The organism is Novosphingobium sp., from assembly GCF_036803765.1.
Lineage (GTDB): Bacteria > Pseudomonadota > Alphaproteobacteria > Sphingomonadales > Sphingomonadaceae > Novosphingobium.
On the sequence record NZ_DAIRTS010000002.1, the window covers coordinates 25,307 to 49,461 of the forward strand.

Here is a 24,155-nt window from a genome sequence, read left to right on the forward strand (position 1 = left end):
GAGCCGTTCCTGACATCGGCCTGCCTCAATACTTCAGGCTGATCGTGCCGAGGACCGTGCGCGGCGCGCCGTAATAGCCCTGGTCATAGTTGAGCGCGGTCAGGTATTTGACGTTGGTGACGTTGCGCAGGTTGGCGCTGACCGAGAGGTTGGGCGTCAGCTTGTACGCCGCCAGCAGGTCGAGCAGCGCATAGCCCGGTTGATCGATCCGCACCTGCGTGCCTGCGGTGGTGAGAATACCCTTGGGCTCCAGATAGATCTTGCTTTGATACTGGACCGCCGCGCCCAGCTTGAGTGCGGCGAGCGTCGGCGGCGAATAGGTCAGGTTCAGGCGGACGGTGTGACGCGGCACGAAAGTCCGCACCGGTCGGTCGTCGTTGTCGCGAATGCGCATGGCGGTATAGCCGCCCGTCGCCTGCAGGCCCGGCGCGACCTGCCCGCCGAACTCCAGCTCGACGCCCTGCGACGTGGCGTCGATGGGGGTGTAGACCGTCTGGCCGATGGTCGCATCGAACCCGGCGGAATCGGCGAGATGTTTTTGCCGGGCCTGGAAGACGGCGACGCTGGCGTTCATCCGCCCTTCGAACCACTCGGCCTTCAGCCCCGCCTCGAGATTGTCACCGGTCACGGGTTCGATCAGCGTCCGTTCGGTCGTCGTCTGGGTCTGCGGGTTGAAGATGGTCGCGTAGCTGGCATAGGCGCTGACGTTCGACCCCAGATCGTACGTCGCGCCGACGAAGGGCAGCACCCGCGTCGTGTCGTAGTTCATGTTGGCGCCGTACGAGAAACCCTTGCTCGTCGCGTGCGTGACGTTCGCGCCGATCATGACTTTCAGCGGGTCTGCAAGGTTGAGCCGGACAAGGCCATAGGCCGTCTCGCGCTTCGTCGTGGTGTTGCTGCTTGCGGCAAAGCTGGTGTCGAAGGTCGTCGGGAAATTGGGGCGCGGGAAGCTGCCGTCGAAAATCTGGGTAAGCGATAGCGGGACGGCGCCGATGGCGCTGCTATCGTAGCTGGACAGCTGGATGTAGTTTTGCGCGCTGCGGTTCACGCCCAGCATCACGTCGTGGTCCCGCCCGAAAGCGGACAGCTTGCCCGCGACATAGGCATCCACCGTCAGGCTGCGCGTTTCGGCCCTGAACGCGCCGGGATAGGCGCGCACGTTGCCGCCATTGGCATTCAGCGACGGGTCGATGCCGTTGGCGAAGGCGCGGCTGGGATTGTTGTAGACGTAGAACAATGCATCATCTTCGCTCACCGCGCGCCGATTGACGATCACGCGCGCCACCCAGTCGGCGTTGAAGTGTTGCGTGAGGTCACCGAAAATCTGCCGGTCGATCACATGCCATCCGGCCCAGTCGGGCCCGGTATTGGCCGAACGCGGTAAGTCGATGCGCGTGCCGTCGGTGTAATAGATCGGCAGCGCCCCCCACATGGCGCCGCGGCTGCGATGGTCCTGGTGGCCATAGCCCGCACTCACCACGGTGTCGGGACCCAGGTCGGCCTCGAGGATGCCATAGCCGGTCCAGCGGCGCAGGTGATAGCGGTCGAGGTAGGAATCGCTGTCGTCGAAGACGCCAACGGCGCGGGCGCGCATGCTGCCGTCCTTCACCAGCGGCACGCTGACGTCGCCGTCGAGGCGAAGGTCGTTGTACGAGCCGTATTGCGCGCCGGCGGAGGCCTGGAAGGTCTTGAGCGGTCGCTTGCGGATGAAGTTGATGACGGCCGACGGATTGCCGGTGGACGAAAGCAGGCCAGGCGCGCCCTTCAACACCTCGATATGGTCGTAGATGGCCGTGTCGATGGAGCCGGTCTGCACCTCGAACGCGAACGGCAGGCCGATGCCGTCGATCTGGAACGTCTGGATATCGAAACCGCGCGCCGAGTAATAGACGCGGTCCGTCTCCGCCGCCTGCACGTTGAGGCCGGGCACGGTCGCGAGCAGGGCGTTGACGTCGTTCAGCTTGAAATCATCGATTTGCGCCCGGGTCACGATGCTGACCGACTGCGGCGTCTCGCGCTGAGAGATCGGGAAGCGCGTCGTCGTCGTCTGGCTGGCGGTCGTATAGTCGTCGCTCTGCTCGGTGCGTGCGCCCGTGACGACGATCCCATCGTTCGAACCCGGCGTGGATGCATCGGCGGCCAGCGGCGATGCCGTGGCGGCTGCGGCCATGAGAGCGAAAGTCACAGACATGATTGGTTGGTCCCCGTTTGCTTGCGAGGGACCCATACCGACAAAACATCGTTATGCAAATCATTATCATTAGCGTCGTAAGTAACTGATCCTGCGCGATGGAAGTGATGCGGGCTGCACGTGAAGCGGCAACCGGTGCGAACAGATACGAGCTAGGCCAGAGCACGCGAAGCGAGCGATTTGCCACAGCGGTTCAAAATTTCACGGGGCAAGCACGACATTGTGGATGGCGGGGAAGATCGTGACCGACCATCGCGCCTCCAACACCGTTCGACGCAGAGCTAGGCAAAATCACTGTGTCCTTCGGGCAAGTCCGGCGATCCGATCGGATCGTTGGACGCCTTGAGGCATTCACCACAGGACATGGCACAACGATGTCACCATTTCAGCCGCCGGGTCAGCGGTTTGGCCATGCCGAACTGCCGAGATACCCGCCGGTTTACCCCCGTACCTGGAGACGTTTCGATGCCCGACCGCCTGACCATGCAGGATCCGCGCACCCAGTATCCCGGTCCGCCGTTTCCCCGCCAGCCGCAGCCTGTACCGGGATCGACCACCAAGATGGATCCCGTCCCCGACCACGGTGAAACGAGCTACAAGGGTTCAGGCAAGCTCGCCGGCCGCAAGGCGCTGATCACCGGTGGTGACAGCGGCATCGGCCGCGCCGCCGCGATCGCGTTTGCCCGCGAAGGTGCCGATGTGGCGATTTCATACCTGCCGGCCGAGCGTGCCGACGCCCGCGATGTGCTCGACCTGATCGGAGCCGACGGGCGCGTGGCGGTGGACCTGCCGGGCGACATCACCGACGAGGCATGGTCGCGGCAGATGGTGGCCGAGGCCGTGGAAAAGCTCGGCGGATTGGACATCCTGGTGATCAACGCCGGTCGCCAGCAGAACCGTGAAGACATCTCCAAGGTCACGTCGGAAGACTTCGACAAGACCATGAAGACCAACCTCTACGCGATGCACTGGATCACCCAGGCCGCCGTTCCGCACCTGCCGGCCGGCGCTTCCGTGATCACCACGGCCTCGGTCCAGGCCTATGATCCGTCGGCAATCCTGCTCGACTACGCGACGACCAAGGCCGGCATCGTCGCCTATACCAAGGCTTTGGCCAAGCAACTGCTGGAAAAGGGCATCAGGGCCAATGTCGTGGCACCCGGCCCGTTCTGGACTCCGCTGCAGTCCTCGGGCGGGCAGCCGCCCGAAGCGGTGATGCAGTTCGGCGAAGAAAGCCAGTTCGGACGTCCGGGCCAGCCGGTGGAGATCGCCCCGGTCTATGTCCTTCTCGCCAGCCAGGAAGCCAGCTTCATTTCCGGCGAAGTCTACGGCGTGACGGGCGGGGCAGGCGTCGCCTGACCTGTGCGGCGGGGGCGCGAAACCCGCGCGTCCTCGCCCCTCAAAACCCACGCCCAGCCCAGCAGGGCATGAACTACCGAACCGTTCGCAGCCCTTTCGCTGCGAATGCCTTCCGTCGCGCCCGGCCATGGCGGCCCAGGCGTATCCACACATCCTTTTCGTGAGGCACCGATGAGCAAGCCGGATTTCGCCGAGGGCGTCGATAGCAGCCTTGTCAACGAGGGCGGGATCGGAGCCGGCACCTTTGACGGCCAGGATGTCGTCGTCGTTCGCCGCAATGGTTCGCTCTGCGCGCTCTCGGGCGTGTGCACCCACCTCAAGGGATCGCTCGCCGACGGTATTCTGGTCGGTGACACGCTGCGGTGCCCTCTGCACCACGCCCGGTTCGATATCACCACGGGCGAGGCGGTCGATGCGCCCGCGTTCGAGCCGCTGCAGCTCTATGCCGTAGCCGAAGAGGACGGCAAGATCCGCATCACCGGGGAACTTGCCCCCGGTGAGCGCACGGCGCCGTCGAATAGCGTGTCCGAACGGATCGTCGTGATCGGTGGTGGCGCCGCTGCCCATGCCCTGGCCGAGATGATGGCGCGGCATGGCGCCGCAGGCAGCCTGGTGCTGTTCAGCGATGACAGCGACGCGCCTTACGATCGCACCGCCTGCTCCAAGGCCTACCTTGCCGGCGACAGCAGCCGCGAGGATGCGGCCCTGCCCCTGCCCGGTACGCGCGTAAACATTCGTCACGAGGTAATCCGCGCGATCCGGGTCGCCGAACGCGAAATCGAAACTGCGGCGGGGGAGCGCTTAGGCTATGACAAGCTCGTTATTGCGACGGGGGCAGAACCGATCGTCGCGGAATTTGCGGGAAGTGCGCGTGATGACGTCTTTACCTTACGTACGCTGGCGGATGCCGATCGCCTGATCGCTGCCTGCAAGACCGGGCGCCATGCCATCGTGCTCGGCGCCAGCTATATCGCACTCGAAGCTGCCTCCTCGCTGCGCAAGCGCGGGCTGCAGGTGACCGTGGTTGCGCCGGACGAGATTCCGCTGGCGAAGACCGTCGGCCCGGAGATGGGCGCTGTCGTCCACGACCTGCATCGCGACAACGGCGTGTCGTTTCATCTGGGGCGCGAGGTCACGTCGTGGGATGGCGGCCATGCGACGCTGGATGATGGCACGCGCATCGCCGGCGACATGATCATCGCCGGAACCGGGGTCAGGCCGCGCGTCGGCCTTGCCGAAAAGGCAGGGCTGGAGATGGCATCGGACGAAGATGGCGGTGGCATTCTGGTCGACGCTTACCTGCGCACGAGCGATCCGCATATCCACGCTATCGGGGATGTCGCCTCATATCCTGATCCGCGCCTGGGCCACCGCATCCGCGTCGAACACTGGGTCGTGGCGCAACGCATGGGTCAATGGCTGGCGCGCACCTGGCTGGGCCTTGAGACGGATGCGTACGACGCCATACCCTTCTTCTGGTCGGGACAGTTCGACCTCAACCTTCGCTATGTCGGCCATGCCAGCGACACCGACGACAGGATCATCGACGGGGAGCCCGCCGCCCAGGATGTCGCCATCGTCTTCCGCGAAGACGGGGCCGACCAGGCGCTGCTGACGTGCGGGCGTGATCGCCAGAGCCTGCAAACCGAAGCCGGATGGGAAGCGCGTTGATGCGCCCCACCCTGTTCCTGCTCCACGCCCTGGGGTCGAGCGCCGCCGAGTGGGGCGACGTCCAACAGGCGCTGGGCGATAGATATAGCTGCGTGGCGCTCGACTTGCCCGGCTTCGGCACGCGCCGCGGAGATGACGATTTCGCGGTCGAGCAGATGGCAGACGACATTTGCGATGCGATCAGGGCGGATGGCGCGACGGCATGGATGATCGTTGGCCACAGCATGGGCGGCAAGCTGGCGACGATCGTCGCGGCGCGCGCCATGAGCGGCGAGCAGGGATTGTCCGGGCTGGCCGGGGTGGTCCTGGTCGCCGCCTCGCCGCCCTCGCCCGAGCCGATGGACGAGGCGCGCCGTACCAAGATGCTGCAATGGTGGAAAACCGGCACCATTGCGCCGCAGCATGCCGTCGAGTTCATCGAGGCGAATACGGCATCCGCGCTCGAGTCCCTCGCCTTCGACCAAGCTCTTTCCGACGTGCGCCGGTCCAATGGCGACGCATGGCGCGCATGGATGCAGCGGGGCAGCCTTGAAGACTGGTCGGGCTTCGTCGGCACATTGGAGCTCCCCGCGCTGCTGCTGGCCGGTGCGTGCGATGGCGATCTCGGCGCGGATGCGCAGCGCCAGCTCAACCTGCCCCATTTCGGCAATGGCAGGCTCGATGTCGTCGATGGAGCGGCGCACCTCATCCCCTATGAGCAGCCCCACGTGTTGGCGGACCATATCGCGCGGCACTGGCAGGCGTGTCGGCAATTCGCGTTACCGCCCGGGTTCGCAAGCCTTCTGGCATCGACGCGCACGTCGCGTCGCACGCGCCGTGTCCTCATGGCACGCCGTTTTCCGCTGGGTGCGCATAGCCCCGGCTTTCTCGACGAAACCCAGCGCCGCACGCTGTGTGCCCTGGTCGACCTCGTGGTGCCCGGCGTCGATCACCCCGAACTGCTTGCCCGCAGAGTGGAAGCAGCCATTGCGCAAGGCCCTGGCGATGGCTGGCGCTTTGCCGACCTGCCGGCCGACCGCGATGCCTGGAGCCTGGCGCTCGATGGGCTTGCCGGTATGGCGAATGGGCCGACGATCACGGCGGCCGATCTGGAGGGTCTGGACGCAGGCGACTTCTCGCATCCCTCGCTCACCACCCGGCAATGGCGCCTCTGGTTCGCCGATGCGCGCGCGCAGATCGCGCAGACCTGGATGTCGCTGCCGATGACCATGGCGCGGATCGGCTACGATGGCGTGGCAACGGGGGGTGACGGGGCCCGACCGGGCATCGACATGCTGGCACCAAGGACGAACGATCGCGTGGGAGTGGCGGCATGACCCGGCGCCATGCCAACGACGACGTGGTCGATGCCGTGATCGTGGGTACGGGCGCCGGCGGCGCGCCACTGGCCGCGCGCCTTGCCGCAGCGGGTCTGTCGGTCGTGGAGCTCGAAGCCGGGCGCGGCTTCACGCCCGCCGAGCATACGCCCGACGAAACCGATGCCGACATTTACTGGATGGAGGAACGCCTGAGCGGCGGCGATACGCCGACGGCGTTCGGTGCCAACAACTCCGGGATGGGCGTCGGCGGGTCGACGCTGCACTGGGGCGCCTTCTGCCCGCGCCCCGATCCGCGCGACCTCCAGCTTCGGACCATGACCGGTCAGGGCGAGGACTGGCCGATCGCGCACAACGCGCTGATCAGCTATGTCGAGGAGGTCGAACAGTTCATCCAGGTGTCCGGCCCGGCCGACTATCCGTGGGACCTGGCCCGCCGTTACCCCCAGCCGGCTTGCGCGCGCAACGCGCCGGCCCATGCCATGGCAAGGGGCTGCGCGGCGCTGGGCATCACCGCCACCGATGCACCGGCGGCGCTCGTCACCCGCGACACCGTCGCCCCCGCGTGGGGCCAGCGGCAGGCCTGCGTCAATTGCGGGGCCTGCCACCAAGGTTGCCGCGTTGCGTCCAAGGCGACCACCAGCGTGACCTACCTTCCGCTCGCCGTCGCCCATGGCGCGGAAATCCGTGCTCGATGCCGCGTGATCGACGTGGAGCGCGACGGACGGGGGCGCGTGACGGCGGTGATCTACCGGGAAGACGGCGTTGATCGCCGGCAGCGCTGCCGCGCGCTGTTCCTATGCGCCGGTGGCATCGAGACGCCCAGGCTACTGCTGCATCTCGACCTCGCCAACTCGAGCGGCCAGGTCGGGCGCAATTTCATGGCGCATGTCGCGACGCAGGTCTGGGGCCGCTTCGACGAGGCGATGACCATGAACCACGGCTACCCCTCCTCGCTGATCACCGAGGACATGGTGCGACCCGCAGGCGCGGATTTCGTTGGAGGATACCTGGTGCAGAGCCTGGGCGTGCAACCCGGGACGATCGCCAACACCCTGGCCCGCAGCGGCATCTGGGGACCGCGCCTAGTGCAGTTGATGGATAGCTACAACCATCTGGCCGGCATCGGCATCAACGGCGAGTGCCTCCCGTCGGAGCGCAACCGGCTGACCTTGTCCGATGAAACGGACGCGTTCGGCATCGCCAAGGCACGCATCGATTTCTCCTACGGTGAGAACGAGACCCGCATCGACCGCCATGCCATTTCAGTCATGTCGCAAGTGTGGGAAGCCGCTGGCGCGAGGGATATCTTCGCAGCGCAACGCTCGGCGCACACCATCGGCACATGCCGGATGGGCACTGCCGGCGATACGGCCGTGGTCGATCACGCGGGCCGCAGCTTCGACGTCGACAACCTCTACATCTGCGACAACTCGATCTTTCCCAGCGCGCTGGCGGCCAACCCCGCACTGACGATCATGGCGCTGTCCCTGCGCACCGCAGACCTGTTCCTGAACCACGGGGCCGAGCGGGCGGCATGAGCCACCCCTGCCCCGCGGCCCGATTTTGAAAAGGAGTTCGAACGATGGATTTCCAGCTGGACGGCAAGATCGCCCTCGTCAGCGGCGCAGACAGCGGCATGGGCCGTGAGACGGCGCGCATGCTGCTGGCCGAAGGGGCCCGCGTCGCCATCACCGACCAGTCTCGCCAAAGCCTGGACGAAGCGCTGCACGAGCTGGAACACCTGGGGCAAGTCGCCGGGTTCGTGGCCGACGTCACCAAAGATGACGACGTGAGCGCGATGTATGCCAAGGTCGAGGCCTCGCTCGGTTCGCCCGACATCCTCGTCAATGCCGCCGGGATCACCGGCGCCCAGGCCGACTTCCTCGACATCGGCGACGATGGCTGGCTCGAGACGCTGAACATCGACCTCATGGGGGCGGTGCGCATGGCGCGCGTGGCCATCCCGGCGATGCGTGCGCGCAAGTGGGGCCGCGTCGTGCTCTTCGCATCCGAAGATGCGGTCCAGCCCTATATCGACGAGCTGCCCTATTGCGCGGCGAAGGCCGGGGTCCTCGCACTCGCGAAGGGTCTGTCGAAGGCCTATGGCGGCGACAACGTGCTGGTCAATTGCGTGTCGCCCGCTTTCATCGCGACGCCGATGACCGACAAGATGATGGCCAAGCGCGCCGATGAGCGCGGCACCAGCGTCGACGAGGCGATCGCCAGCTTCCTCGATGAAGAGCGCCCCGGCATGGTGCTCAAGCGTCGCGGCCGGCCCGAGGAAGTCGCCGCCATGGTGGTGTTCCTGTGCTCGGAACGGGCCAGCTTCATCAATGGCGCCAACATGCGGGTCGATTCCGGATCGGTCCAGACGCTGTGAGGGCGCCCGGTCACGCCATGGCCGTTCCGGCATGAAGAGCCCGCTCCGCTGGCTGTCGACCGAGCGCGACCATGCCCCGCACATCGACCGGACCGATGGCTACCTGCCGCTGGCCCGGTACGGCGCGCTGGGTGACGGCCGGTCGATCGCCCTGTCCGGGGCGGATGGATCGATCGACTGGTGGTGCGTGCCCAACATGGATTCGCTGCCGCTGTTCGATCGCCTGCTCGATGCGCAATGCGGCGGCAGTTTCGTCATCCAGCCGGTGGATGCCTTCGAGATCGAGCGCCATTACCTGCCCGACAGCAACGTGCTGGAGACCGTCTTCACCACCCAGGCCGGGCGGGCCAAGGTGACGGAATCGCTGAACAGCGGGACGGCCGGCCGACTGCCATGGGCAGAGCTTGCCCGCCGCGTCGACGGTCTGGAAGGAACGCTGGAATTCCACGTCACGATGAAGCCGGGTCGACGGGGCGGGACGGTCAATCCCTATCACTCGACCATCGGCGCACACACCGTGTTCCATGTCCATGACGTGCTGGGCCTGTTCCTGCACAGCCCCGGCGTCGAATGCCGCTGGTCGGACGAGGGCGTCACCGGCACGTTCCGCATCTCCGCGGGCGAGCGCAAGACGCTGGCGATCGTGGCGGGGAGCGACGAACCGCTGGTGGCCCCCGCGATCGAGGAGATCGACCAGCGCATCGACGTGTCGCACCGGGAATGGACCGCCTGGGCGAACCAGGTCACGTACACCGGCCATAACCGCGATACCTTCCTGCGCAGTGCGCTGGCGCTCAAGCTGCTGGTCTATTCGCCGACGGGGGCCATCGCGGCGGCCGGCACCACATCGGTTCCCGAAAAGATCGGCGGCAACAAGAACTACGACTATCGCTACGCCTGGGTGCGTGACGCGGGATATACCATCAAGGCGTTTCTCACCGCCGGCCTCGAGGCCGAGGCCAAGGCGGCGTTCACATGGCTGCTCAAGCAGTTGCGCAGGCACGGCAGCCGCGTGGTCTATAGCCTGAAAGGCGAGATCGTGCCCCAGACCTCGGAATGGCAGATGCCCGGATACCGCGGCTCGGCCCCGGTGATCACGGGCAACGTCGCCTCGTTCCAGCACCAGCACGGCATCTATGGCGACATCTTCGAGACGGCTTCGTGCTTCGTCGGCAAGGGCAACATCCTCGACAGCCAGAGCGCCCGGCTGCTGTCGGACATCGCCGACGAATGCGCGGACCGGTGGCGCATGCCCGACGCCGGGATGTGGGAGCTGGAAGAGAGCCAGCATTACACGATGTCCAAGATCAGCTGCTGGCAGGCCCTGGCGCGCGCGGTCGACCTTGCCGAGCAGGGGCAACTGCCCACCACCTGCAGCGAACGCTGGGCGCGCGAGCGCGATCGGATCAAGCAGTGGATCGAGGACGAATGCTGGTCGGAGAGCGAGCAGGCCTTCGTCATGTACCCGGGCAGCGACAAGCTGGATGCCTCGATCGCGCTGGCGGTACGGTTCGGCTTCGATGGCCGCGAGAAGCTGGAAAAGACCATCGCCGCGCTCGACCGCAAGCTGGGCGCCGGGGACTTTCATTATCGCTACACCGGCATGGACAAGGAAGAGGGCTGCTTTCTCGCCTGCTCGTTCTGGATCATCGAGGCGCTGGTCGATTTCGGTCGCCGCGAGGAAGCGCAGGCCCGGTTCGATCGCATCACGCAAGGCTTGGCGCATGGCCATGGCATCCTGGCCGAGATGGTGGACCCGCGGGACTGCTCGTTCCTGGGCAACCTGCCGCAGGGCCTCAGCCATCTCGCGCAGCTAATGACGATCGCCGTGCTGGATGACCAGAGCGCCTGCGAGGGATGAGGCCGCTCGCAGGCCGTGAGGTCCGGTTACGTCTTGCCTGGGATTTCCGAGGCGATGTAATGCCGGTCGTCATGACGCGATCCGCTTCACCCGACAGGCTCACCGCCCCACGCGCAGCGCGGCGGTGGGCTGTGGGCGCCGTGACGCAGTAAGCGACGGACATCCGCCATGGCCAGGAAACGCCGCTATCTCACCGCGACGATGCCCGATGGCTACGTCAAGACGATCGGGCCGACCGCCGATCCGCTGACGCATTACTGGCGAATCGTCGCCATTCTGGAGAACGGCAAGACCGAGGTCTTCTGGGGTCACAGGCGCTCGCTGGCGGAAGCGCAGCGCAAGAAGGCTCCGGCGGCGGATGCGGCGCGGCAGCGCGGCTGGCGCAGTTTTACATTCGAGATTGCCGAGTTGACCGAGACGACCTGAACCGACGCCGGGGCTCAGCTGCGCCCGCGGAATGTCCAGCTGCCCGCCGGCTCCCATGCCGCCCCGCCCTCCCCGGCCCCTGCGCCACCGGCGATAGCAACCGGCACCAGACGGTGCAGATCCAGGCCGGCGAAGGCGAAGTGCGTATCGAGGACACGGCCCTTGAGCGTGGCCTGCAGCCCACGCGCCTCGGCCCTGGTCACCTTGTTCTGGATGGTGATGTGGAAGCGCGGCGTGCCTGCATCCTGCATCCCCAGCAGGCCATGCAGCGTCACCGACAGATCGCGATGCAGCGCGGACAGGGCCGGACTGGCGATAGCGATCGCGGTTCCGCTGCCAAGATCGGTCAGTCCGCAGGTGCAGCCCGGGGGCGCTGCCGTCGACTGGGCGACGCTCGCCAGCAGGCGGCGGACTTCCGGCTCTGCCGAGGGCGGCAGGGCATGGAACAGCGTGACGTGGGCAGGAACGTGGTTACGCTCGATCGGGTAGTGCGCCCGGCGGAGACCTTCGACCACCGAAAACAGCGTGCCGGGCAACCTTGCGGTGACGACCAGAGGGCGCCGAACCATCATGGCTTCCCGAACACGCCGTTCGTTGACGGGGAAATCGGAACAGTCGGAGAGAGACGCAAGGTCCCCTTCGGCAAATCCGTAAAACACCCTATTCGGTTTTTACTAGGTTCGATCGGTTAATTCCAGCCTAAAGGTCACCGCGGGCACGCCGCAGTGCGAACCATTTTGCCACGTTGGCATTATGCTCCTGAAGCGTATCGGCAAAAACGTGGCCGCCGGTGCCGTCGGCCACCATGTAGAGCGCTTGGGTCTTGGCCGGGTGGAGCACGGCCTCGATCGAGTCGCGACCCGGATTGGTGATCGGCGCCTTCGGCAGGCCGGTCATCGTATAGGTGTTGTAGTCGTTGACCGCCTGGATCTCGCTCTGGCGGATACGACGGCCCAGCGGCTTGCCCCGGGTGATCGGGTAGATGATCGTGGGGTCCGCCTGAAGCAGCATGTGCTGGCGCAGCCGGTTGGAATAGAGCCCGGCGACCATGCGCCGCTCCGACGGCTTGCCGGTTTCCTTCTCGACGATGGAGGCAAGGATCACGGCCTCTTCGGGCGTGGTGGCGACGGTGTCGGGCCCGCGCTTGGCCCACAGCGCGGCAAGCGTCTTGCGCATCGCCGCCTGCATCCGGCCAAGCACGGCCTTGCGGGTATCGCCGCGCTGGATGTCGTAGGTATCGGGCAGGACGCTGCCCTCTTCAGGCACGTCGACCGGGCCAGTCAGCAGCGGCTGCGCCATCAGGCGTTCCTGCACCATGATCGAGGGCATCCCCTCGGGCACGGTGACCAGGCGACGGACGGTGCCTTCCTCGCCCTGCAGGATCTTGAGGACGGCCGATCCGCTGGCCCCGGCCGGAAGCTGGAATTCGCCGGCCTTGATCGGGGCGTCGCTTCCCAGCAGCCGCGCGCGGGCGCGGAACGTGCTGGCCGATGCCACGACGCCCTCGGCCTCGAGCTTTGGCGCGATTGAGCCGATGCTCGCCCCGGCGGGAACGACGAAGGCCTTGTCCTTGGCCAGGGGCCCCGGGCCGTACCACCCCCACAGGAAGTGCCCGCCCCATGCGAGCACGAGGAGCAGCACCCCCAGGATGGCCAGGCGGACGGTTCCGGTGCGGCGTTTCATGGGGGTGCGTTTCCGATTGCGGGGGCGCCCAAGAGCGCGATTGCGGCGGGCGGCCTTGCGGCTCAAACCGCCTTCATGACCAGGCTGGCATTGGTGCCGCCAAAGCCGAACGAGTTGTTCAGCACGGCGCGCACTTCACGCTTCTTGGCGACATGCGGCACGAGATCGACGCCCTCGGTCCCCTCGTCGGGGTTGTCGAGGTTGAGCGTGGGCGGCACGATCTGGTCGCGGATCGCGAGGATGCAGAAGATCGCCTCCACTGCGCCGGCGCCGCCGAGCAGGTGTCCGATCGCCGACTTGGTGCTGCTCATCGACGCCCCGCTGAGATCGGCCCCCAGCACGCGCTTGACCGCGCCGAGTTCGATGGTGTCGGCCATGGTCGAGGTGCCGTGGGCGTTGACGTAGTCGATGTCGCCCGGCTCGAGCCCGGCCTTGCGCAGCGCCATGCGCATGGCAAGTTCCGCGCCCTTGCCCTCGGGATGCGGGGCGGTGACGTGGTAGGCATCGCCCGACAGACCGTAGCCGACGACTTCGGCGTAGATCTTGGCGCCGCGCGCCTTGGCATGCTCGTATTCCTCGAGCACGACGACGCCGGCACCCTCGCCCATGACGAAGCCGTCACGGTCCTTGTCGTAGGGGCGGCTGGCCTGTTCGGGGCGGTCGTTGTAGCTGCAGTTGAGCGCGCGGGCCTGCGCGAAGCCGGCGACGCCCAGCGGGTTGATCGTGCTTTCCGCACCGCCCGCCAGCATCACGTCGGCATCGCCGTCCTTGATCATGCGCGCGGCATCGCCGATCGAGTGCGCGCCGGTCGAGCAGGCGGTGACGACCGCGTGGTTCGGCCCCATCAGGCCGTACTTGATCGACACCTGGCCCGAGATCAGGTTGATCAGGCGGCCGTGGACGAAGTGCGGCGAGACGCGGCCGGGACCCTTTTCGTGCAGGACGATCGATTCGCTCTCGATGCCCGGCAGACCGCCGATGCCCGAGCCGATCGAGCAGCCGGTGCGCATCTTGAGATCGTCGTCCATGTCGACGAGACCTGCGTCCTCGAGCGCCTGGCCGGCGGCATCGATGCCGTAGACGATGAAGGGATCGACCTGGCGCTGGATCTTGTGATCGACGCGCTTGCCGGCATCGAAACCATAAGGATGATCGGCGGGCTTCACCTCGCAGGCGATCTGGCACTTCTGGTTGCTGGCATCGAACCGGGTGATCGGGCCGGCGCCGGACTTGCCGGCAAGCAGATTGGCCCAGGTGGTTTCCACATCGGCCCCGAGCGGTGTGACGAGGCCAAGGCCGGTTACGACGACACGACGCATTCTTTTCTCCGGAAATTACAAACGAACAGGCCCAGCCCCGCTGATATGGGGGCTGAGCCTGCCGAATCCATCCCTTGCCATCAGCCCTTCAAGGGCAGACGGATGCCGGGAAGCCGGGCGATCAGCCCTTGTTTTCGTCGATGTACTTGATCGCGTCCGAAACGGTCGAGATCTTCTCGGCCGCGTCGTCGGGGATCTCGACGCCGAATTCTTCTTCGAAAGCCATGACCAGCTCGACAATGTCGAGCGAGTCGGCGCCGAGATCGTCGATGAAGCTGGCGTCTTCGGTGACCTTGTCGGCCTCGACGCCGAGATGCTCGACGACGATCTTCTTAACGCGGTCGGCGGTATCGCTCATTATATGCCCCTTCGCAGGAAACAGGTTGGTGGTCGCGGGTCAGCCATCGCCCTAATAGGGTGTTGAACCGCTGGCAAGAGGCGCCCGCACCACGCTCTTCCAAGCGTTGGGCACGAGCGCCGGTCGGAGCGCGTTTCCGCTCAGCCCTTGGGCTGTTCGGCCACGCGAATATTGAGCTCTCGCAACTGCTTGTGCTCGGCCGGCGAGGGCGCACCCATCAGCAGGTCCTCGGCGCGCTGGTTCATCGGGAACAGCGAGATCTCGCGCAGGTTCTGCGCCCCGCAGAGCAGCATGACGATGCGGTCGACACCCGCGGCCATGCCGCCGTGCGGCGGTGCCCCGTACTGGAACGCACGATAGAGGCCACCGAAGCGCTCCTCGACGTCGGCCTTGGTCAGGCCGACCAGCTCGAAGGCCTTGACCATGGTCTCGGGCGACTGGTTGCGGATCGAGCCCGAGGCGATCTCGAAGCCGTTGCACACCAGATCGTACTGGAACGCCTTGATCGTCAGCGGATCCTGGCCGGTCAGCGCGTCCATTCCGCCCTGCGGCATCGAGAACGGGTTGTGGCTGAACTCGACCTTCTTGGCGTCCTCGTCCCATTCGTAGAACGGGAAGTCGACGATCCAGCACAGCTTGTAGGTGCCTTCCTCGACGAGGCCGAGCTGTGCACCGACACGGTTGCGCGCCGCGCCTGCCAGCTTGGCCGCCTGCTCGGGCTTGCCGGCCGCGAAGAACAGGCCGTCGTTCTCACCCAGGCCCAGCTCGGCATAGAGCGCTTCCATGCCCTCGGCGCCGTGGTTCTTGGCGATCGGGCCACCGAACTCGCCTCCCTTGCGGGTGACGTAGCCCAGGCCTGCATGGCCTTCGGCGCGCGCCCAGTCGTTCATCTCGTCGAAGAACTTGCGGCTCTTCTCGTGCGTGCCCGGTGCCGGGATCGCGCGGACCACACCGCCGGTGCCGACGATCTTCTCGAACAGGCCGAAGCCCGACTGCGTGAAGTGGTGCGACACGTCGGAGATCAGCAGCGGGTTGCGCAGGTCGGGCTTGTCCGAGCCGTACTTGAGCATCGCCTCGTCATAGGCGATCCGTGGGAACTGGCCGATCGGGGTGACGGGCTTGCCTTGCGCAAACGCCTCGAACACGCCGCCGATCACCGGCTCCATGGTTTCCCAGACTTCTTCTTGGGTCACGAAGCTCATCTCGAGGTCGAGCTGGTAGAACTCGCCCGGCAGGCGGTCGGCGCGCGGATCCTCGTCGCGGAAGCAGGGCGCGATCTGGAAGTAGCGGTCGAAGCCGGCGACCATCAGCAGCTGCTTGTACTGCTGCGGCGCCTGCGGCAGCGCATAGAACTTGCCGGGATGGATGCGGCTGGGCACGAGAAAGTCGCGCGCGCCTTCGGGGCTCGAGGCGGTGAGGATCGGCGTCGAATATTCGGTGAAGCCGGCAGCTTCCATGCGGCGGCGCATGTCCGAGATGATCCTGGTGCGCGTCACGATGTTGGCGTGGAGCGTCTCGCGGCGCAGGTCGAGGAAGCGATAGCGCAGGCGGATGTCCTCGGGATACTCCTGCTCGCCAGCGACGGGGAGCGGCAGTTCCTCGGCGGCCGACAGCACGCTCGCGCCCTTGGCGAAGACCTCGATCGCGCCGGTGGCGAGGCCGGCGTTCACCGTCGCGTCGTTGCGCGCCTTCACCAGGCCCTCGATCGTCACCACGCTTTCGACGCGGGTTGATTCGAGAAGGGCCAGCGCCGGGCTGTCGCTGTCGGCGACGATCTGGGTGATGCCGTAGTGATCGCGCAAGTCGACGAACAGCACGCCGCCATGGTCGCGCTTGCGATGCACCCAGCCCGAGAGACGGACAGTCTCGCCGACATGCTCGCGCGAGAGGGCGCCGCAGGTGTGGGAACGATAAGGATGCATCGAAACTCTTTCCAATCGGTCTGCAATAAGGCAGGTGAGACAGGCTTAAATGTCAGGCGCGGCCAAGAGGCGATGCCCGCGTGTTTGTCAAGCCGCCGCTCCCGGACGGGGGCACCACCGGCCCCAGCCACCGACAGGCGGATGCCTGCGGCCGGATCGGGCATACAGAAAAGAACGATGAAGATACATCCGCTGATTACCACGACCGCCGCGCTTGCAGACCTGTGCGAGCGGCTTGCCAAGTCGGACTTCGTCACGGTCGACACCGAGTTCATGCGCGAGAACACCTTCTGGCCCGAGCTGTGCCTGGTGCAGATCGCCAACGAGGAAGAAGCCGCCGCGATCGACCCGCTGGCCAAGGACATCGACCTCTCGCCGCTGCTCGACCTGCTGGTCGACAACGAGGACGTGCTCAAGGTCTTCCATGCCGGCGGCCAGGACGTGGAGATCATCTTCAACCTGACCGGGCGCACCCCGCACCCGATCTTCGACACCCAGATCGCGATGATGGCGCTCTCGCAGAGCGAGCAAATCGGCTATTCGAACCTCGTCGAGGCATGGCTGGGCCTGTCGATCGACAAGGGCGCGCGTTTTACCGACTGGTCGCGCCGCCCGCTGACCGAGCGGCAGATCGAATACGCGATCGGCGACGTCACGCACCTGTCGAAGATCTTCCCGCGCATGCTCAAGCGACTGATCAAGACCGGGCGCGGCGAATGGCTCGACATCGAGATGGAAAAGCTCGCCGATCCCGAGAACTATCGCAGCGATCCGGGCAAGGTCTGGGAAAAGATCCGTCCGCCCAGCCGCAACCCCGCCGTGCTCGGCCGGCTGCGCGCGCTGGCCGCGTGGCGCGAGTCCGAGGCGATGGACAAGAACATTCCGCGCGGGCGCATCATGCGCGACGAGACGCTGGCCGACATCGCCAGCCATCCGCCGCGCGAACAGGCCGACCTCACCAAGGTGCGCGGCCTCTCCTCGGGCTGGAAGGACAACGACATCGGACGCCGCCTCATGCAGACGCTGGCTGATGCCAAGCCGCTGACCGAAGCCGAGATGCCCCCGCGCGCGCCGCGCGGCGCTCCGCTCGGCAAGGAAGGCGCGCTCGTCGCCGACCTGCTCAAGCTGCTGCTCAAGATCCGCAGCCGCGAGATCGACGTCGCCGCCCGCCTGCTGGCACGCAGCGACGATCTCGAGGAGCTGGCGGCCGGGCAGCGCAAGGGTCTCGCCCTGCTCGACACCTGGCGGTACGACCAGTTCGGGCGCGATGCGCTGGAACTGGTCGAGGGACGCATGGCCTTCGCGGTGGTGAACGGCCGCCTCAAGATGACGCGCATCGATGCCATTTCGGATGCGGGTGAGCCTGAGGGCACGGGCGGCGATGCGCCGGCCCTGACCGATGACGACACGACCGGGGCGCCCGGCGACGGCGAATGAGCACTTACCTGCCCACGCTGAAGCAGCTGCAATACCTGGTGGCGCTGCACGAGCATGGCCACTTCGGCAAGGCGGCGGATTCGTGCTTCGTCTCGCAGTCGACGCTGTCGGCGGGCCTGCGCGAACTCGAATCGCTGCTCGGCGTGACGCTGGTGGAGCGCACCCGCCGCGTGGTGCGTTTTACGCCGCTGGGCAACCAGGTCGTGGCCAAGGCGCATCGCCTGCTGCGCGAGGCGGAGGAGCTGTCCGAACTGGTGCAGTCGCACGGCGCGCCGCTGTCGGGCGAGTTGCGCATGAGCGTGATCCCGACGATCGCGCCGTTCCTGCTGCCGCGCATGCTGCCCCGGCTGCGCCGTGATCGCCCGCAGCTCAAGCTGTTCCTGCGCGAGGAGCCGAGTGCGGCGGCGATCGAATCGCTGCACCACGGCCGCGCCGACTGCGTGCTGCTGGCCCTGCCCTTCGCCACGGGCGAGGTCGAAGTCGCCCACCTGTTCAACGATCCGCTCTACGTCGCCTTTCCCGAGGACGACCCGCGCAATCCGCCCGAGCTGATCCAGCCCGAGCTGATCGACGAGCACCGGCTGCTGCTGCTCGAGGACGGGCACTGCCTCAAGGAACATGCGCTCGCGGCGTGCAACCGCCCCGAACTGCGCGCCAGCGCGACGATGATCGGCACCAGCCTGCATACGCTGGTGCAGATGGTCGACAATGGGCTGGGCCTGACGATGCTCCCTGAGATGGCGGTCGAGGCGGGGATCCTCAACGGCACGCACATCATCGCGCGGCCGCTCAACTCGGATCACGCCTATCGCGAGATCGCGCTGGTCTGGCGCAAGAACTCGCCCCGCGCCGAGGAATTCCGGCTGCTGGCCGACGAACTGCGGGTGGAATGAGAGCGGCGGGCCTAGAGCTCGATGACGTTTCTATGAAACGCCATCATGCTCTAGATCTTTGTGATCGTGCGATTTTTGACAAAAACCGGTTCCCACTTTTTGTCATCGCACTCTAGTGCCCGCCATCAATCCATGTGCTTGAGGCCGACGCGCAGGTAGTCCCAGCCAGTGACTACGGTCAGTACCGCCGCGCCCCACAGCGTGGTCAGGCCGACGGTGTGCGGCACGTTGCAGACGATGCCGCCCAGCCGCAGCGTCCACCACGGCATCGCCCCACCCAGGATCAGCGCGCCGAGCGCGATCATCTGCAGCGTGGTCTTCCACTTGGCGAGGCGCGAGACCGGCACCGAGACCTGGATGCCGCCGAGAAACTCTCGCAGGCCCGATACCGCGATCTCGCGCAGCAGGATCACGAGGCCGGCGATGACGTGCATGTCGCCCACATAGGGACCGGTCAGCACGCCCTGTGCCGTCAGCACGAGAATCACCGCTGCCACCATGATCTTGTCGGCGATGGGATCGAGGAACACGCCCAGCTTGGAGACCGTGCCCTGCGCGCGGGCGAGGTAGCCGTCGAAATAGTCGGTCACGCCCATCAGGCAGTACATGGCAAAGCCGAGGGCATAGCCCAGCGGCCAGGTCGGCCACCACAGCAACGCGGCGAGCAGCGGAACCGCGAAGATGCGCGACAGCGTGAGGATGTTGGGCAACGTGAGCATGTCGCGGCCAGCATTACGCGCTGGGGCGGCAAGTGGAAACGGTTTGTGCATTCATCGCGTGCGACACGACATTGCAGGTTAGCTGGGGGCTCCCCACGTTCGCAGTGAGGAAAGTTCGACTTCCGAAGCGGATGGCCGGACAATTCGCCTTTTCGCGCCGCCCGGCCGCTTGCCCCTTGCCCCTGCGGTCCGGGGCGTTAAGGCGGAAGGGCAATAATCGGGACGCCTGGCAAACACGCGAATGACGACAACCACGCATCTCCTTCGTGCCCGCCGCTTCCTGCCCTTGTTCGTGACGCAGCTGCTCGGCGCCTTCAACGACAACCTGTTTAAGAACTCCATGGTGCTGTTCGTGGTGTACAGCGTCTACAACTCGGAAAAGGCCGAAGCGCACTTTTCCGGGCTGGCGACGACACTGTTCATCCTGCCGTTCGTGGCGCTGTCGGCCCTGTCGGGGCAGCTGGCGGACATGCGCGACAAGGCCCGTATCATCCGCATCGTCAAGACCTGCGAGATCGGTATTATGGCGGTGGGCGCCGCCGGGCTGCTGCTGGCCTGGAAGGGCATCGAGGTCGAGGCTCTGGCGATCCCGCTGATGCTGCTGGCCCTGTTCGCGATGGGTATCCATTCGACCTTCTTTGGCCCGATCAAGTACGCGATCCTGCCGCAGCATCTGCGCGCCGACGAAGTGCTGGCCGGCACCGGGCTGGTCGAGGCGGGGACATATCTGGCCATTCTCGCCGGCACGATCGTCGCGGGCTACATCTCGGCGCCGGCCGCTGCCGCCACGGTCGTCGTGGTCGCGCTGATCGGCTTCGTTGCGGGCAAGAGCGTGCCCCCCGCCCCGCCCGAAGTGCCTGACGAGGCACTCGCGCTGCCGCTGCTGCGCCCCTACATGCGCCGCCCCAAATCGGCGCGCAATCCGGTAGGCGTGGCCTGCGTGGCGGTCGCCGACCAGGCGGTCTCGCTCTATCGCCTGGTGCATTCGACCACGCGGCATCCGCGCGTGTTCCTCGCCATTGCCGCGATCAGCTTCTTCTGGGCGGTGGGTGCCATCCTCTTCGTGCAGTTCCCGCCGCTCGCCAAGAACGTGCTGGGTTGCAGCAAGGAAGTCGCCAGCCTGTTCCTGGTGATCTTCTCGGTCGGCATCGCGATCGGTTCGATCTCGATCAACCGCATGCTGAAGGGCGCGGTCTCGGCCCGCTTCGCGCCGGCCTGCGTCGTCGGCACCGGCCTGTTCGTGGCCGCCTTCCACTTCGTCTGCGCGGCATGGCCCGTCCCCGAACAGCGCGGGCTGCTCGACCTGTCGGCGTTCCTCGCCATGCCGTTGGCCGTGCCGCTGATCGGCACGCTGCTGGGCATCTCGATCACCGGCGGCATGTTCGTGGTGCCGCTCTACGCGTTCCTCACCACCGTCGTCGAAAAGTGCGAAGCGGCGCGGACGATCGCGGCGAACAACGTGGTCAATTCGGCCGCGATGCTCGCCGGCTCGATCCTGGCCATGGGCCTGACTGCAGCGGGCGTGTCGATCGTCGACCAGTTGCTGCTGACCGGCATTCTCTGCTTCGTTTCGGCGTGGCTGGGCTGGCGCCTGTACAAAGCGGAAGTCGCCCACGGCAGCGCCCACGAGGCGCATACCTTCGACGAGATGGCCTGAGCGAATCAGGCGCTGGCGGGCCTGCGGCCGCTGGTCTCAGCTGATGAAGGCCAGTGCGGCGACAAAGCACGCACAGTAGGCGAGCAGGAAATCTTTCACGTCCTGCACGCTGATCCGCTTCCAGTCGACCGGCGCCGAACGCAGGGCAGCACGTTCCATCGCGGCGACCACTTCGGGCTCATGCACCGGCAGAGGCATGAGCACGCGGGCCGGCAGGCTGCGCCGGAATGGATGCCCGGAATGGGGCGATCTGACGGGTTCGGGAAAGGCGGCGGCGTTCATCATGGTGCATAGCGCTTAACGCTTTATTTACCATAATGGCACTCACCAGCCGGGGCGATCTTGGCGCCGTGCCGCGCCGGGACAGTTCTTGCGCACGCGGCGATTACGCAAAAGAAAACGGGCCGCCCCGGGAAAAGGGCGGCCCGCTGTCATTCACTCCAGGGACGTGACGGTGGGACCGTCAGATATCGTCGCCCAGCGCGCCCTTGACCTTGCCGGCGGCGTCCTGGGTCTTGCCCTTGGCCTGCTGCGCCAGGCCTTCGGCCTCGAGCTTGTGGTTGTCGGTCGCCTTGCCGATGGCTTCCTTGGCGTTGCCGATGGCGTCGTTGGCCATGCCCTTCGCGCGGTCGGTAAGTTCACCCATCGTGGTTCTCCTGTGCTGTTTGGGCGGGCGCGGCGGTGAGAGGGGGGTGCCGCCGCGCCCTTCGAAACAACTACGCCCAACCCGCCGGAATGGTTCCAGCGGTTCGGCGCAAGCGACGGTCAGATCGTTCCGCCGGCCATGCCCATGATATGGTCCCACTCGGGCCGGCGCACGGCCGAGACGGACAGACGCGAGAGACGCAGCAGCTCCATATCGGCGAGATCGGGCGTGGCCTTGATGGTCTTGAGCGAGACGGGGTGCGCCAGCTTGGCGACCGGCTTGACCTTGACTGCGGCCCACTTCGCGTCCGGGTCGGTGGGATCGGTGAGGCCGGGCACGCTGATCGTTGCAACGCCTACTATTTCCTTGCCGATGTTGGAGTGATAGAAGAACGCCAGATCGCCCTCCTTCATCGTTCGCAAGTTCCGCGCCGCCAGATGGTTGCGCACGCCGTCCCACGTCCCCTCGCCTTCGGCCACGAGATCGTCCCAGCTGTACACATCGGGTTCGGACTTCATCAGCCAGAGTTGCGTGTCGGCACTGATCCTGATCATGGAAACCTTGTGGCTAAAGGGGGATGGAGCGGCGCCCTTATCGCATTTCCTTCCGGGGAGCCAAATGAACCTCGATACCCTGCCTGTGCTTTCGCTTGCGACCGATCCTGCCGTGCTCTCGCGCGAGATCGGCGCCAGTTTCCAACAGTTCGGCTTCGCCCTCGTCAAAGACCACGGCCTCGATCCGGCGCTCGTCGATCGTGCCTGGGACATGACCGCGCAGTTCTTCGCCCGGCCCGACGCCGAGAAGCGCGAATATGCCATTTCCGGAATCAGCGGCGCGCGGGGCTACACGCCATTCCGCACCGAGATCGCCAAGGGCGCCAAGATCAGCGACCTCAAGGAATTCTGGCACGTCGGCCGCGACCTGCCCGCCGGCCACCCGCTTGGCCACAGCATGCCGCCCAACGTATGGCCCGACGCGCCGGAGGGCTTCCGCGAGACCTTCACCGAACTCTATGCCGCGTTCGATAGGGTCGGCGCGACGATCCTGTCGCGCATCGCGGTCTGGCTCGGCCTTGACGAACACTGGTTCGATCCGGCCATCGCCGACGGCAATTCGGTGCTGCGCCTGCTGCACTACCCGCCGGTGCCGGACGCCGAAGATGGTGCGATCCGCGCCGGCGCGCACGAGGACATCAACCTCATCACGCTGCTGCTGGGCGCCGAGGAAGCCGGCCTCGAACTGCAGGCCAAGGATGGCCGCTGGATCGAGGTGGCGCCGCCGCCGGGTGCGCTGGTGGTCAACATCGGCGACATGCTGCAGCGCCTGACCAACCACGTCCTGCCCTCGACCACGCACCGGGTGCGCAACCCCGATGGCGCACGGGCCGGATTCAGCCGCTACTCGATGCCGTTCTTCCTCCACCTGCGTAGCGACTTTGCCTTCCACACGCTGCCGCAGTGCATCAGTGCCGAGAACCCGGACCGCTATCCGGTCTCGATCACGGCGGACGACTACCTGCAGGAGCGTCTGCGCGAGATCGGCCTCAAGGCCTGAATCGGTCTTCCCGGCGCGACGGTCGCGCCGGGATACCGGGAACCGGCAAACGGGGGCGACGGTTGCCTGCTCGGGGACATGCTGCACCGCACAAGGTGCGACACCAAGCAAAGGACCGTCCGATGCGCCTGCCACTGATTGCGCCCGAAAACCTGACGCCCGAACAGAAGCCGCTCTACGACGAGATGCGCAAGGGCATCGCCAGCAACTTCAACGCCTTCAAGGTGGAAGCCGAGAACGGCGCGCTGATGGGGCCGTGGAATCCCTGGCTGCACTCGCCGCGCATCGGCAAGGCGATCTGGGACCTGACGCTGGCCCTGACGGCCGAGGCGACCGTGCCCGACCGCGTGCGCCAGATCGTGATCCTGGCCGTCGGCGCGCGGTTCGACGCGGCCTACGAGATCTATGCCCACGTCGCCGTGGCCGAGAAGGAAGGCATGAGCCCCGAGCGGCTGGCGAGCCTGACCGCCGACCTCAAGCCGGTCGACCTTGCCGCCGACGAAAGCATCGCCTTCGACCTTGCTTATGCCCTTGCGCGCGGCGGCGTGCTGCCCGAGCCGGTCTATCGCCTCGCGGTCGACACGTTCGGCCAGGACGGGGTCAACGAGCTGATCTTTCTGGTCGGGCTCTACGCGATGGTCTCGGTGACGCTCAACGGCTTCAACGTGCCGGTGCCCGAACGCGAGTGATTGTCCCGAAACGCAAAAAGCCCCGCTGCGGCGGGGCTTTTTCGTGAACTGGTGGAGCCGAGGGGGATCGA

At 66.2% G+C, this 24,155-nt stretch carries 22 protein-coding genes and 1 tRNA gene (1 of these 23 cut by a window edge); 12 read left to right on the top strand and 11 right to left on the bottom strand.

Features of this window, described 5'->3' with window-relative positions:
• Positions 1 to 25: 25 nt before the first annotated feature.
• Positions 26 to 2,191 (bottom strand): TonB-dependent siderophore receptor, encoded by a 2,166-nt coding sequence (locus tag V7Q48_RS01240; protein WP_333835776.1) that lies wholly within the window; start codon positions 2,189 to 2,191, stop codon positions 26 to 28.
• Between the two features lie 465 nt (positions 2,192 to 2,656).
• On the opposite strand from V7Q48_RS01240, the gene V7Q48_RS01245 reads away from it, so the two are divergent.
• The 7 genes from V7Q48_RS01245 to V7Q48_RS01275 all read left to right on the top strand — a co-directional run bounded on the left by V7Q48_RS01245 (position 2,657) and on the right by V7Q48_RS01275 (position 11,207).
• Positions 2,657 to 3,550 (top strand): SDR family oxidoreductase, encoded by an 894-nt coding sequence (locus tag V7Q48_RS01245; RefSeq protein ID WP_333835777.1) that lies wholly within the window; start codon positions 2,657 to 2,659, stop codon positions 3,548 to 3,550.
• Between the two features lie 171 nt (positions 3,551 to 3,721).
• A complete protein-coding gene (locus V7Q48_RS01250) occupies positions 3,722 to 5,221 on the top strand; it encodes an FAD-dependent oxidoreductase (protein ID WP_333835778.1) in 1,500 nt (499 codons plus the stop codon).
• Positions 5,221 to 6,537 (top strand): alpha/beta fold hydrolase, encoded by a 1,317-nt coding sequence (locus tag V7Q48_RS01255; RefSeq protein ID WP_333835779.1) that lies wholly within the window; start codon positions 5,221 to 5,223, stop codon positions 6,535 to 6,537. Before V7Q48_RS01250 ends, V7Q48_RS01255 begins: the two co-directional genes overlap by 1 nt.
• Complete coding sequence (locus V7Q48_RS01260) at positions 6,534 to 8,078, top strand: GMC family oxidoreductase (RefSeq protein WP_333835780.1); 1,545 nt, start codon at positions 6,534 to 6,536, stop codon at positions 8,076 to 8,078. Before V7Q48_RS01255 ends, V7Q48_RS01260 begins: the two co-directional genes overlap by 4 nt.
• A gap of 44 nt (positions 8,079 to 8,122) precedes the next feature.
• Positions 8,123 to 8,920 (top strand): SDR family NAD(P)-dependent oxidoreductase, encoded by a 798-nt coding sequence (locus V7Q48_RS01265; protein WP_333835781.1) that lies wholly within the window; start codon positions 8,123 to 8,125, stop codon positions 8,918 to 8,920.
• 31 nt (positions 8,921 to 8,951) lie between these two features.
• Positions 8,952 to 10,781 carry a glycoside hydrolase family 15 protein gene (locus V7Q48_RS01270; RefSeq protein ID WP_333835782.1) on the top strand — a complete coding sequence of 610 codons (1,830 nt, stop codon included), beginning with the start codon at positions 8,952 to 8,954 and terminating at the stop codon, positions 10,779 to 10,781.
• Between the two features lie 168 nt (positions 10,782 to 10,949).
• Positions 10,950 to 11,207: a hypothetical protein gene (locus V7Q48_RS01275; protein ID WP_333835783.1), complete on the top strand. Its 258-nt coding sequence runs from the start codon at positions 10,950 to 10,952 to the stop codon at positions 11,205 to 11,207.
• 14 nt (positions 11,208 to 11,221) lie between these two features.
• Here the strand turns inward: V7Q48_RS01275 and V7Q48_RS01280 are convergent, their stop codons facing one another.
• From V7Q48_RS01280 to aspS, 5 genes are all read right to left on the bottom strand, one after another.
• Positions 11,222 to 11,779, bottom strand: a complete 558-nt coding sequence (locus V7Q48_RS01280) for a 2'-5' RNA ligase family protein (protein ID WP_333835784.1) — start codon at positions 11,777 to 11,779, stop codon at positions 11,222 to 11,224.
• A gap of 127 nt (positions 11,780 to 11,906) precedes the next feature.
• On the bottom strand, positions 11,907 to 12,890 hold the full coding sequence (gene mltG / locus V7Q48_RS01285) for an endolytic transglycosylase MltG (protein ID WP_333835785.1): 984 nt from the start codon (positions 12,888 to 12,890) through the stop codon (positions 11,907 to 11,909).
• A 62-nt stretch (positions 12,891 to 12,952) separates the two neighbouring features.
• Positions 12,953 to 14,209: a beta-ketoacyl-ACP synthase II gene (gene fabF, locus V7Q48_RS01290; protein ID WP_333835786.1), complete on the bottom strand. Its 1,257-nt coding sequence runs from the start codon at positions 14,207 to 14,209 to the stop codon at positions 12,953 to 12,955.
• A gap of 121 nt (positions 14,210 to 14,330) precedes the next feature.
• On the bottom strand, positions 14,331 to 14,567 hold the full coding sequence (locus V7Q48_RS01295; RefSeq protein ID WP_028657713.1) for an acyl carrier protein: 237 nt from the start codon (positions 14,565 to 14,567) through the stop codon (positions 14,331 to 14,333).
• Positions 14,568 to 14,707: 140 nt separating this feature from the next.
• Entirely contained in the window at positions 14,708 to 16,489 is a 1,782-nt protein-coding gene (aspS, locus tag V7Q48_RS01300; RefSeq protein WP_333835787.1) for an aspartate--tRNA ligase, read from the bottom strand.
• A gap of 177 nt (positions 16,490 to 16,666) precedes the next feature.
• Here aspS and rnd point away from each other — a divergent pair, with 177 nt between their 5' ends.
• Positions 16,667 to 17,926 carry a ribonuclease D gene (gene rnd / locus V7Q48_RS01305; protein ID WP_333835788.1) on the top strand — a complete coding sequence of 420 codons (1,260 nt, stop codon included), beginning with the start codon at positions 16,667 to 16,669 and terminating at the stop codon, positions 17,924 to 17,926.
• Positions 17,923 to 18,819, top strand: coding sequence for a hydrogen peroxide-inducible genes activator (locus V7Q48_RS01310; RefSeq protein ID WP_333835789.1), 897 nt, complete (start codon positions 17,923 to 17,925; stop codon positions 18,817 to 18,819). The genes rnd and V7Q48_RS01310 overlap by 4 nt, the downstream gene beginning before the upstream one ends.
• Before the next feature lie 125 nt (positions 18,820 to 18,944).
• On the opposite strand, the gene pgsA is transcribed toward V7Q48_RS01310, so the two are convergent.
• Entirely contained in the window at positions 18,945 to 19,538 is a 594-nt protein-coding gene (pgsA, locus tag V7Q48_RS01315) for a CDP-diacylglycerol--glycerol-3-phosphate 3-phosphatidyltransferase (RefSeq protein ID WP_333835790.1), read from the bottom strand.
• 241 nt (positions 19,539 to 19,779) lie between these two features.
• Here pgsA and V7Q48_RS01320 point away from each other — a divergent pair, with 241 nt between their 5' ends.
• A complete protein-coding gene (locus V7Q48_RS01320) occupies positions 19,780 to 21,195 on the top strand; it encodes an MFS transporter (protein ID WP_333835791.1) in 1,416 nt (471 codons plus the stop codon).
• Positions 21,196 to 21,231: 36 nt separating this feature from the next.
• Here V7Q48_RS01320 and V7Q48_RS01325 read toward each other — a convergent pair whose 3' ends face one another.
• The 3 genes from V7Q48_RS01325 to V7Q48_RS01335 form a co-directional block, all read right to left on the bottom strand.
• Complete coding sequence (locus V7Q48_RS01325; RefSeq protein ID WP_333835792.1) at positions 21,232 to 21,480, bottom strand: hypothetical protein; 249 nt, start codon at positions 21,478 to 21,480, stop codon at positions 21,232 to 21,234.
• A 178-nt stretch (positions 21,481 to 21,658) separates the two neighbouring features.
• Positions 21,659 to 21,841, bottom strand: coding sequence for a CsbD family protein (locus V7Q48_RS01330; RefSeq protein WP_333835793.1), 183 nt, complete (start codon positions 21,839 to 21,841; stop codon positions 21,659 to 21,661).
• 119 nt (positions 21,842 to 21,960) lie between these two features.
• The gene (locus tag V7Q48_RS01335; protein WP_333835794.1) at positions 21,961 to 22,395 is read right to left on the bottom strand and encodes an EVE domain-containing protein; all 435 of its coding nucleotides are present in this window, start codon (positions 22,393 to 22,395) and stop codon (positions 21,961 to 21,963) included.
• A gap of 64 nt (positions 22,396 to 22,459) precedes the next feature.
• Here V7Q48_RS01335 and V7Q48_RS01340 point away from each other — a divergent pair, with 64 nt between their 5' ends.
• Both V7Q48_RS01340 and V7Q48_RS01345 read left to right on the top strand, forming a co-directional pair.
• On the top strand, positions 22,460 to 23,395 hold the full coding sequence (locus tag V7Q48_RS01340) for an isopenicillin N synthase family dioxygenase (protein ID WP_333835795.1): 936 nt from the start codon (positions 22,460 to 22,462) through the stop codon (positions 23,393 to 23,395).
• 122 nt (positions 23,396 to 23,517) lie between these two features.
• Positions 23,518 to 24,084 carry a carboxymuconolactone decarboxylase family protein gene (locus V7Q48_RS01345; protein WP_333835796.1) on the top strand — a complete coding sequence of 189 codons (567 nt, stop codon included), beginning with the start codon at positions 23,518 to 23,520 and terminating at the stop codon, positions 24,082 to 24,084.
• A 49-nt stretch (positions 24,085 to 24,133) separates the two neighbouring features.
• On the opposite strand, the gene V7Q48_RS01350 is transcribed toward V7Q48_RS01345, so the two are convergent.
• Positions 24,134 to 24,155 (bottom strand) — tRNA-Ala (locus V7Q48_RS01350) (it continues 154 nt past the right edge of the window).

Excerpts from the sequence above, each read along its gene's own strand:
- V7Q48_RS01275 (WP_333835783.1), top strand. The coding sequence starts at position 10,950 with ATGGCCAGGAAACGCCGCTATCTCACCGCGACGATGCCCGATGGCTAC.
- V7Q48_RS01260 (WP_333835780.1), top strand. The coding sequence starts at position 6,534 with ATGACCCGGCGCCATGCCAACGACGACGTGGTCGATGCCGTGATCGTG.
- V7Q48_RS01340 (WP_333835795.1), top strand. The coding sequence starts at position 22,460 with ATGAACCTCGATACCCTGCCTGTGCTTTCGCTTGCGACCGATCCTGCC.
- fabF (WP_333835786.1), bottom strand. The coding sequence starts at position 14,209 with ATGCGTCGTGTCGTCGTAACCGGCCTTGGCCTCGTCACACCGCTCGGG.
- V7Q48_RS01255 (WP_333835779.1), top strand. The coding sequence starts at position 5,221 with ATGCGCCCCACCCTGTTCCTGCTCCACGCCCTGGGGTCGAGCGCCGCC.
- mltG (WP_333835785.1), bottom strand. The coding sequence starts at position 12,890 with ATGAAACGCCGCACCGGAACCGTCCGCCTGGCCATCCTGGGGGTGCTG.
- V7Q48_RS01295 (WP_028657713.1), bottom strand. The coding sequence starts at position 14,567 with ATGAGCGATACCGCCGACCGCGTTAAGAAGATCGTCGTCGAGCATCTC.
- V7Q48_RS01345 (WP_333835796.1), top strand. The coding sequence starts at position 23,518 with ATGCGCCTGCCACTGATTGCGCCCGAAAACCTGACGCCCGAACAGAAG.
- V7Q48_RS01240 (WP_333835776.1), bottom strand. The coding sequence starts at position 2,191 with ATGTCTGTGACTTTCGCTCTCATGGCCGCAGCCGCCACGGCATCGCCG.
- rnd (WP_333835788.1), top strand. The coding sequence starts at position 16,667 with ATGAAGATACATCCGCTGATTACCACGACCGCCGCGCTTGCAGACCTG.
- V7Q48_RS01270 (WP_333835782.1), top strand. The coding sequence starts at position 8,952 with ATGAAGAGCCCGCTCCGCTGGCTGTCGACCGAGCGCGACCATGCCCCG.
- V7Q48_RS01250 (WP_333835778.1), top strand. The coding sequence starts at position 3,722 with ATGAGCAAGCCGGATTTCGCCGAGGGCGTCGATAGCAGCCTTGTCAAC.
- pgsA (WP_333835790.1), bottom strand. The coding sequence starts at position 19,538 with ATGCTCACGTTGCCCAACATCCTCACGCTGTCGCGCATCTTCGCGGTT.
- V7Q48_RS01265 (WP_333835781.1), top strand. The coding sequence starts at position 8,123 with ATGGATTTCCAGCTGGACGGCAAGATCGCCCTCGTCAGCGGCGCAGAC.
- V7Q48_RS01245 (WP_333835777.1), top strand. The coding sequence starts at position 2,657 with ATGCCCGACCGCCTGACCATGCAGGATCCGCGCACCCAGTATCCCGGT.
- V7Q48_RS01335 (WP_333835794.1), bottom strand. The coding sequence starts at position 22,395 with ATGATCAGGATCAGTGCCGACACGCAACTCTGGCTGATGAAGTCCGAA.
- V7Q48_RS01280 (WP_333835784.1), bottom strand. The coding sequence starts at position 11,779 with ATGATGGTTCGGCGCCCTCTGGTCGTCACCGCAAGGTTGCCCGGCACG.
- V7Q48_RS01310 (WP_333835789.1), top strand. The coding sequence starts at position 17,923 with ATGAGCACTTACCTGCCCACGCTGAAGCAGCTGCAATACCTGGTGGCG.
- V7Q48_RS01330 (WP_333835793.1), bottom strand. The coding sequence starts at position 21,841 with ATGGGTGAACTTACCGACCGCGCGAAGGGCATGGCCAACGACGCCATC.
- aspS (WP_333835787.1), bottom strand. The coding sequence starts at position 16,489 with ATGCATCCTTATCGTTCCCACACCTGCGGCGCCCTCTCGCGCGAGCAT.
- V7Q48_RS01325 (WP_333835792.1), bottom strand. The coding sequence starts at position 21,480 with ATGATGAACGCCGCCGCCTTTCCCGAACCCGTCAGATCGCCCCATTCC.
- V7Q48_RS01320 (WP_333835791.1), top strand. The coding sequence starts at position 19,780 with ATGACGACAACCACGCATCTCCTTCGTGCCCGCCGCTTCCTGCCCTTG.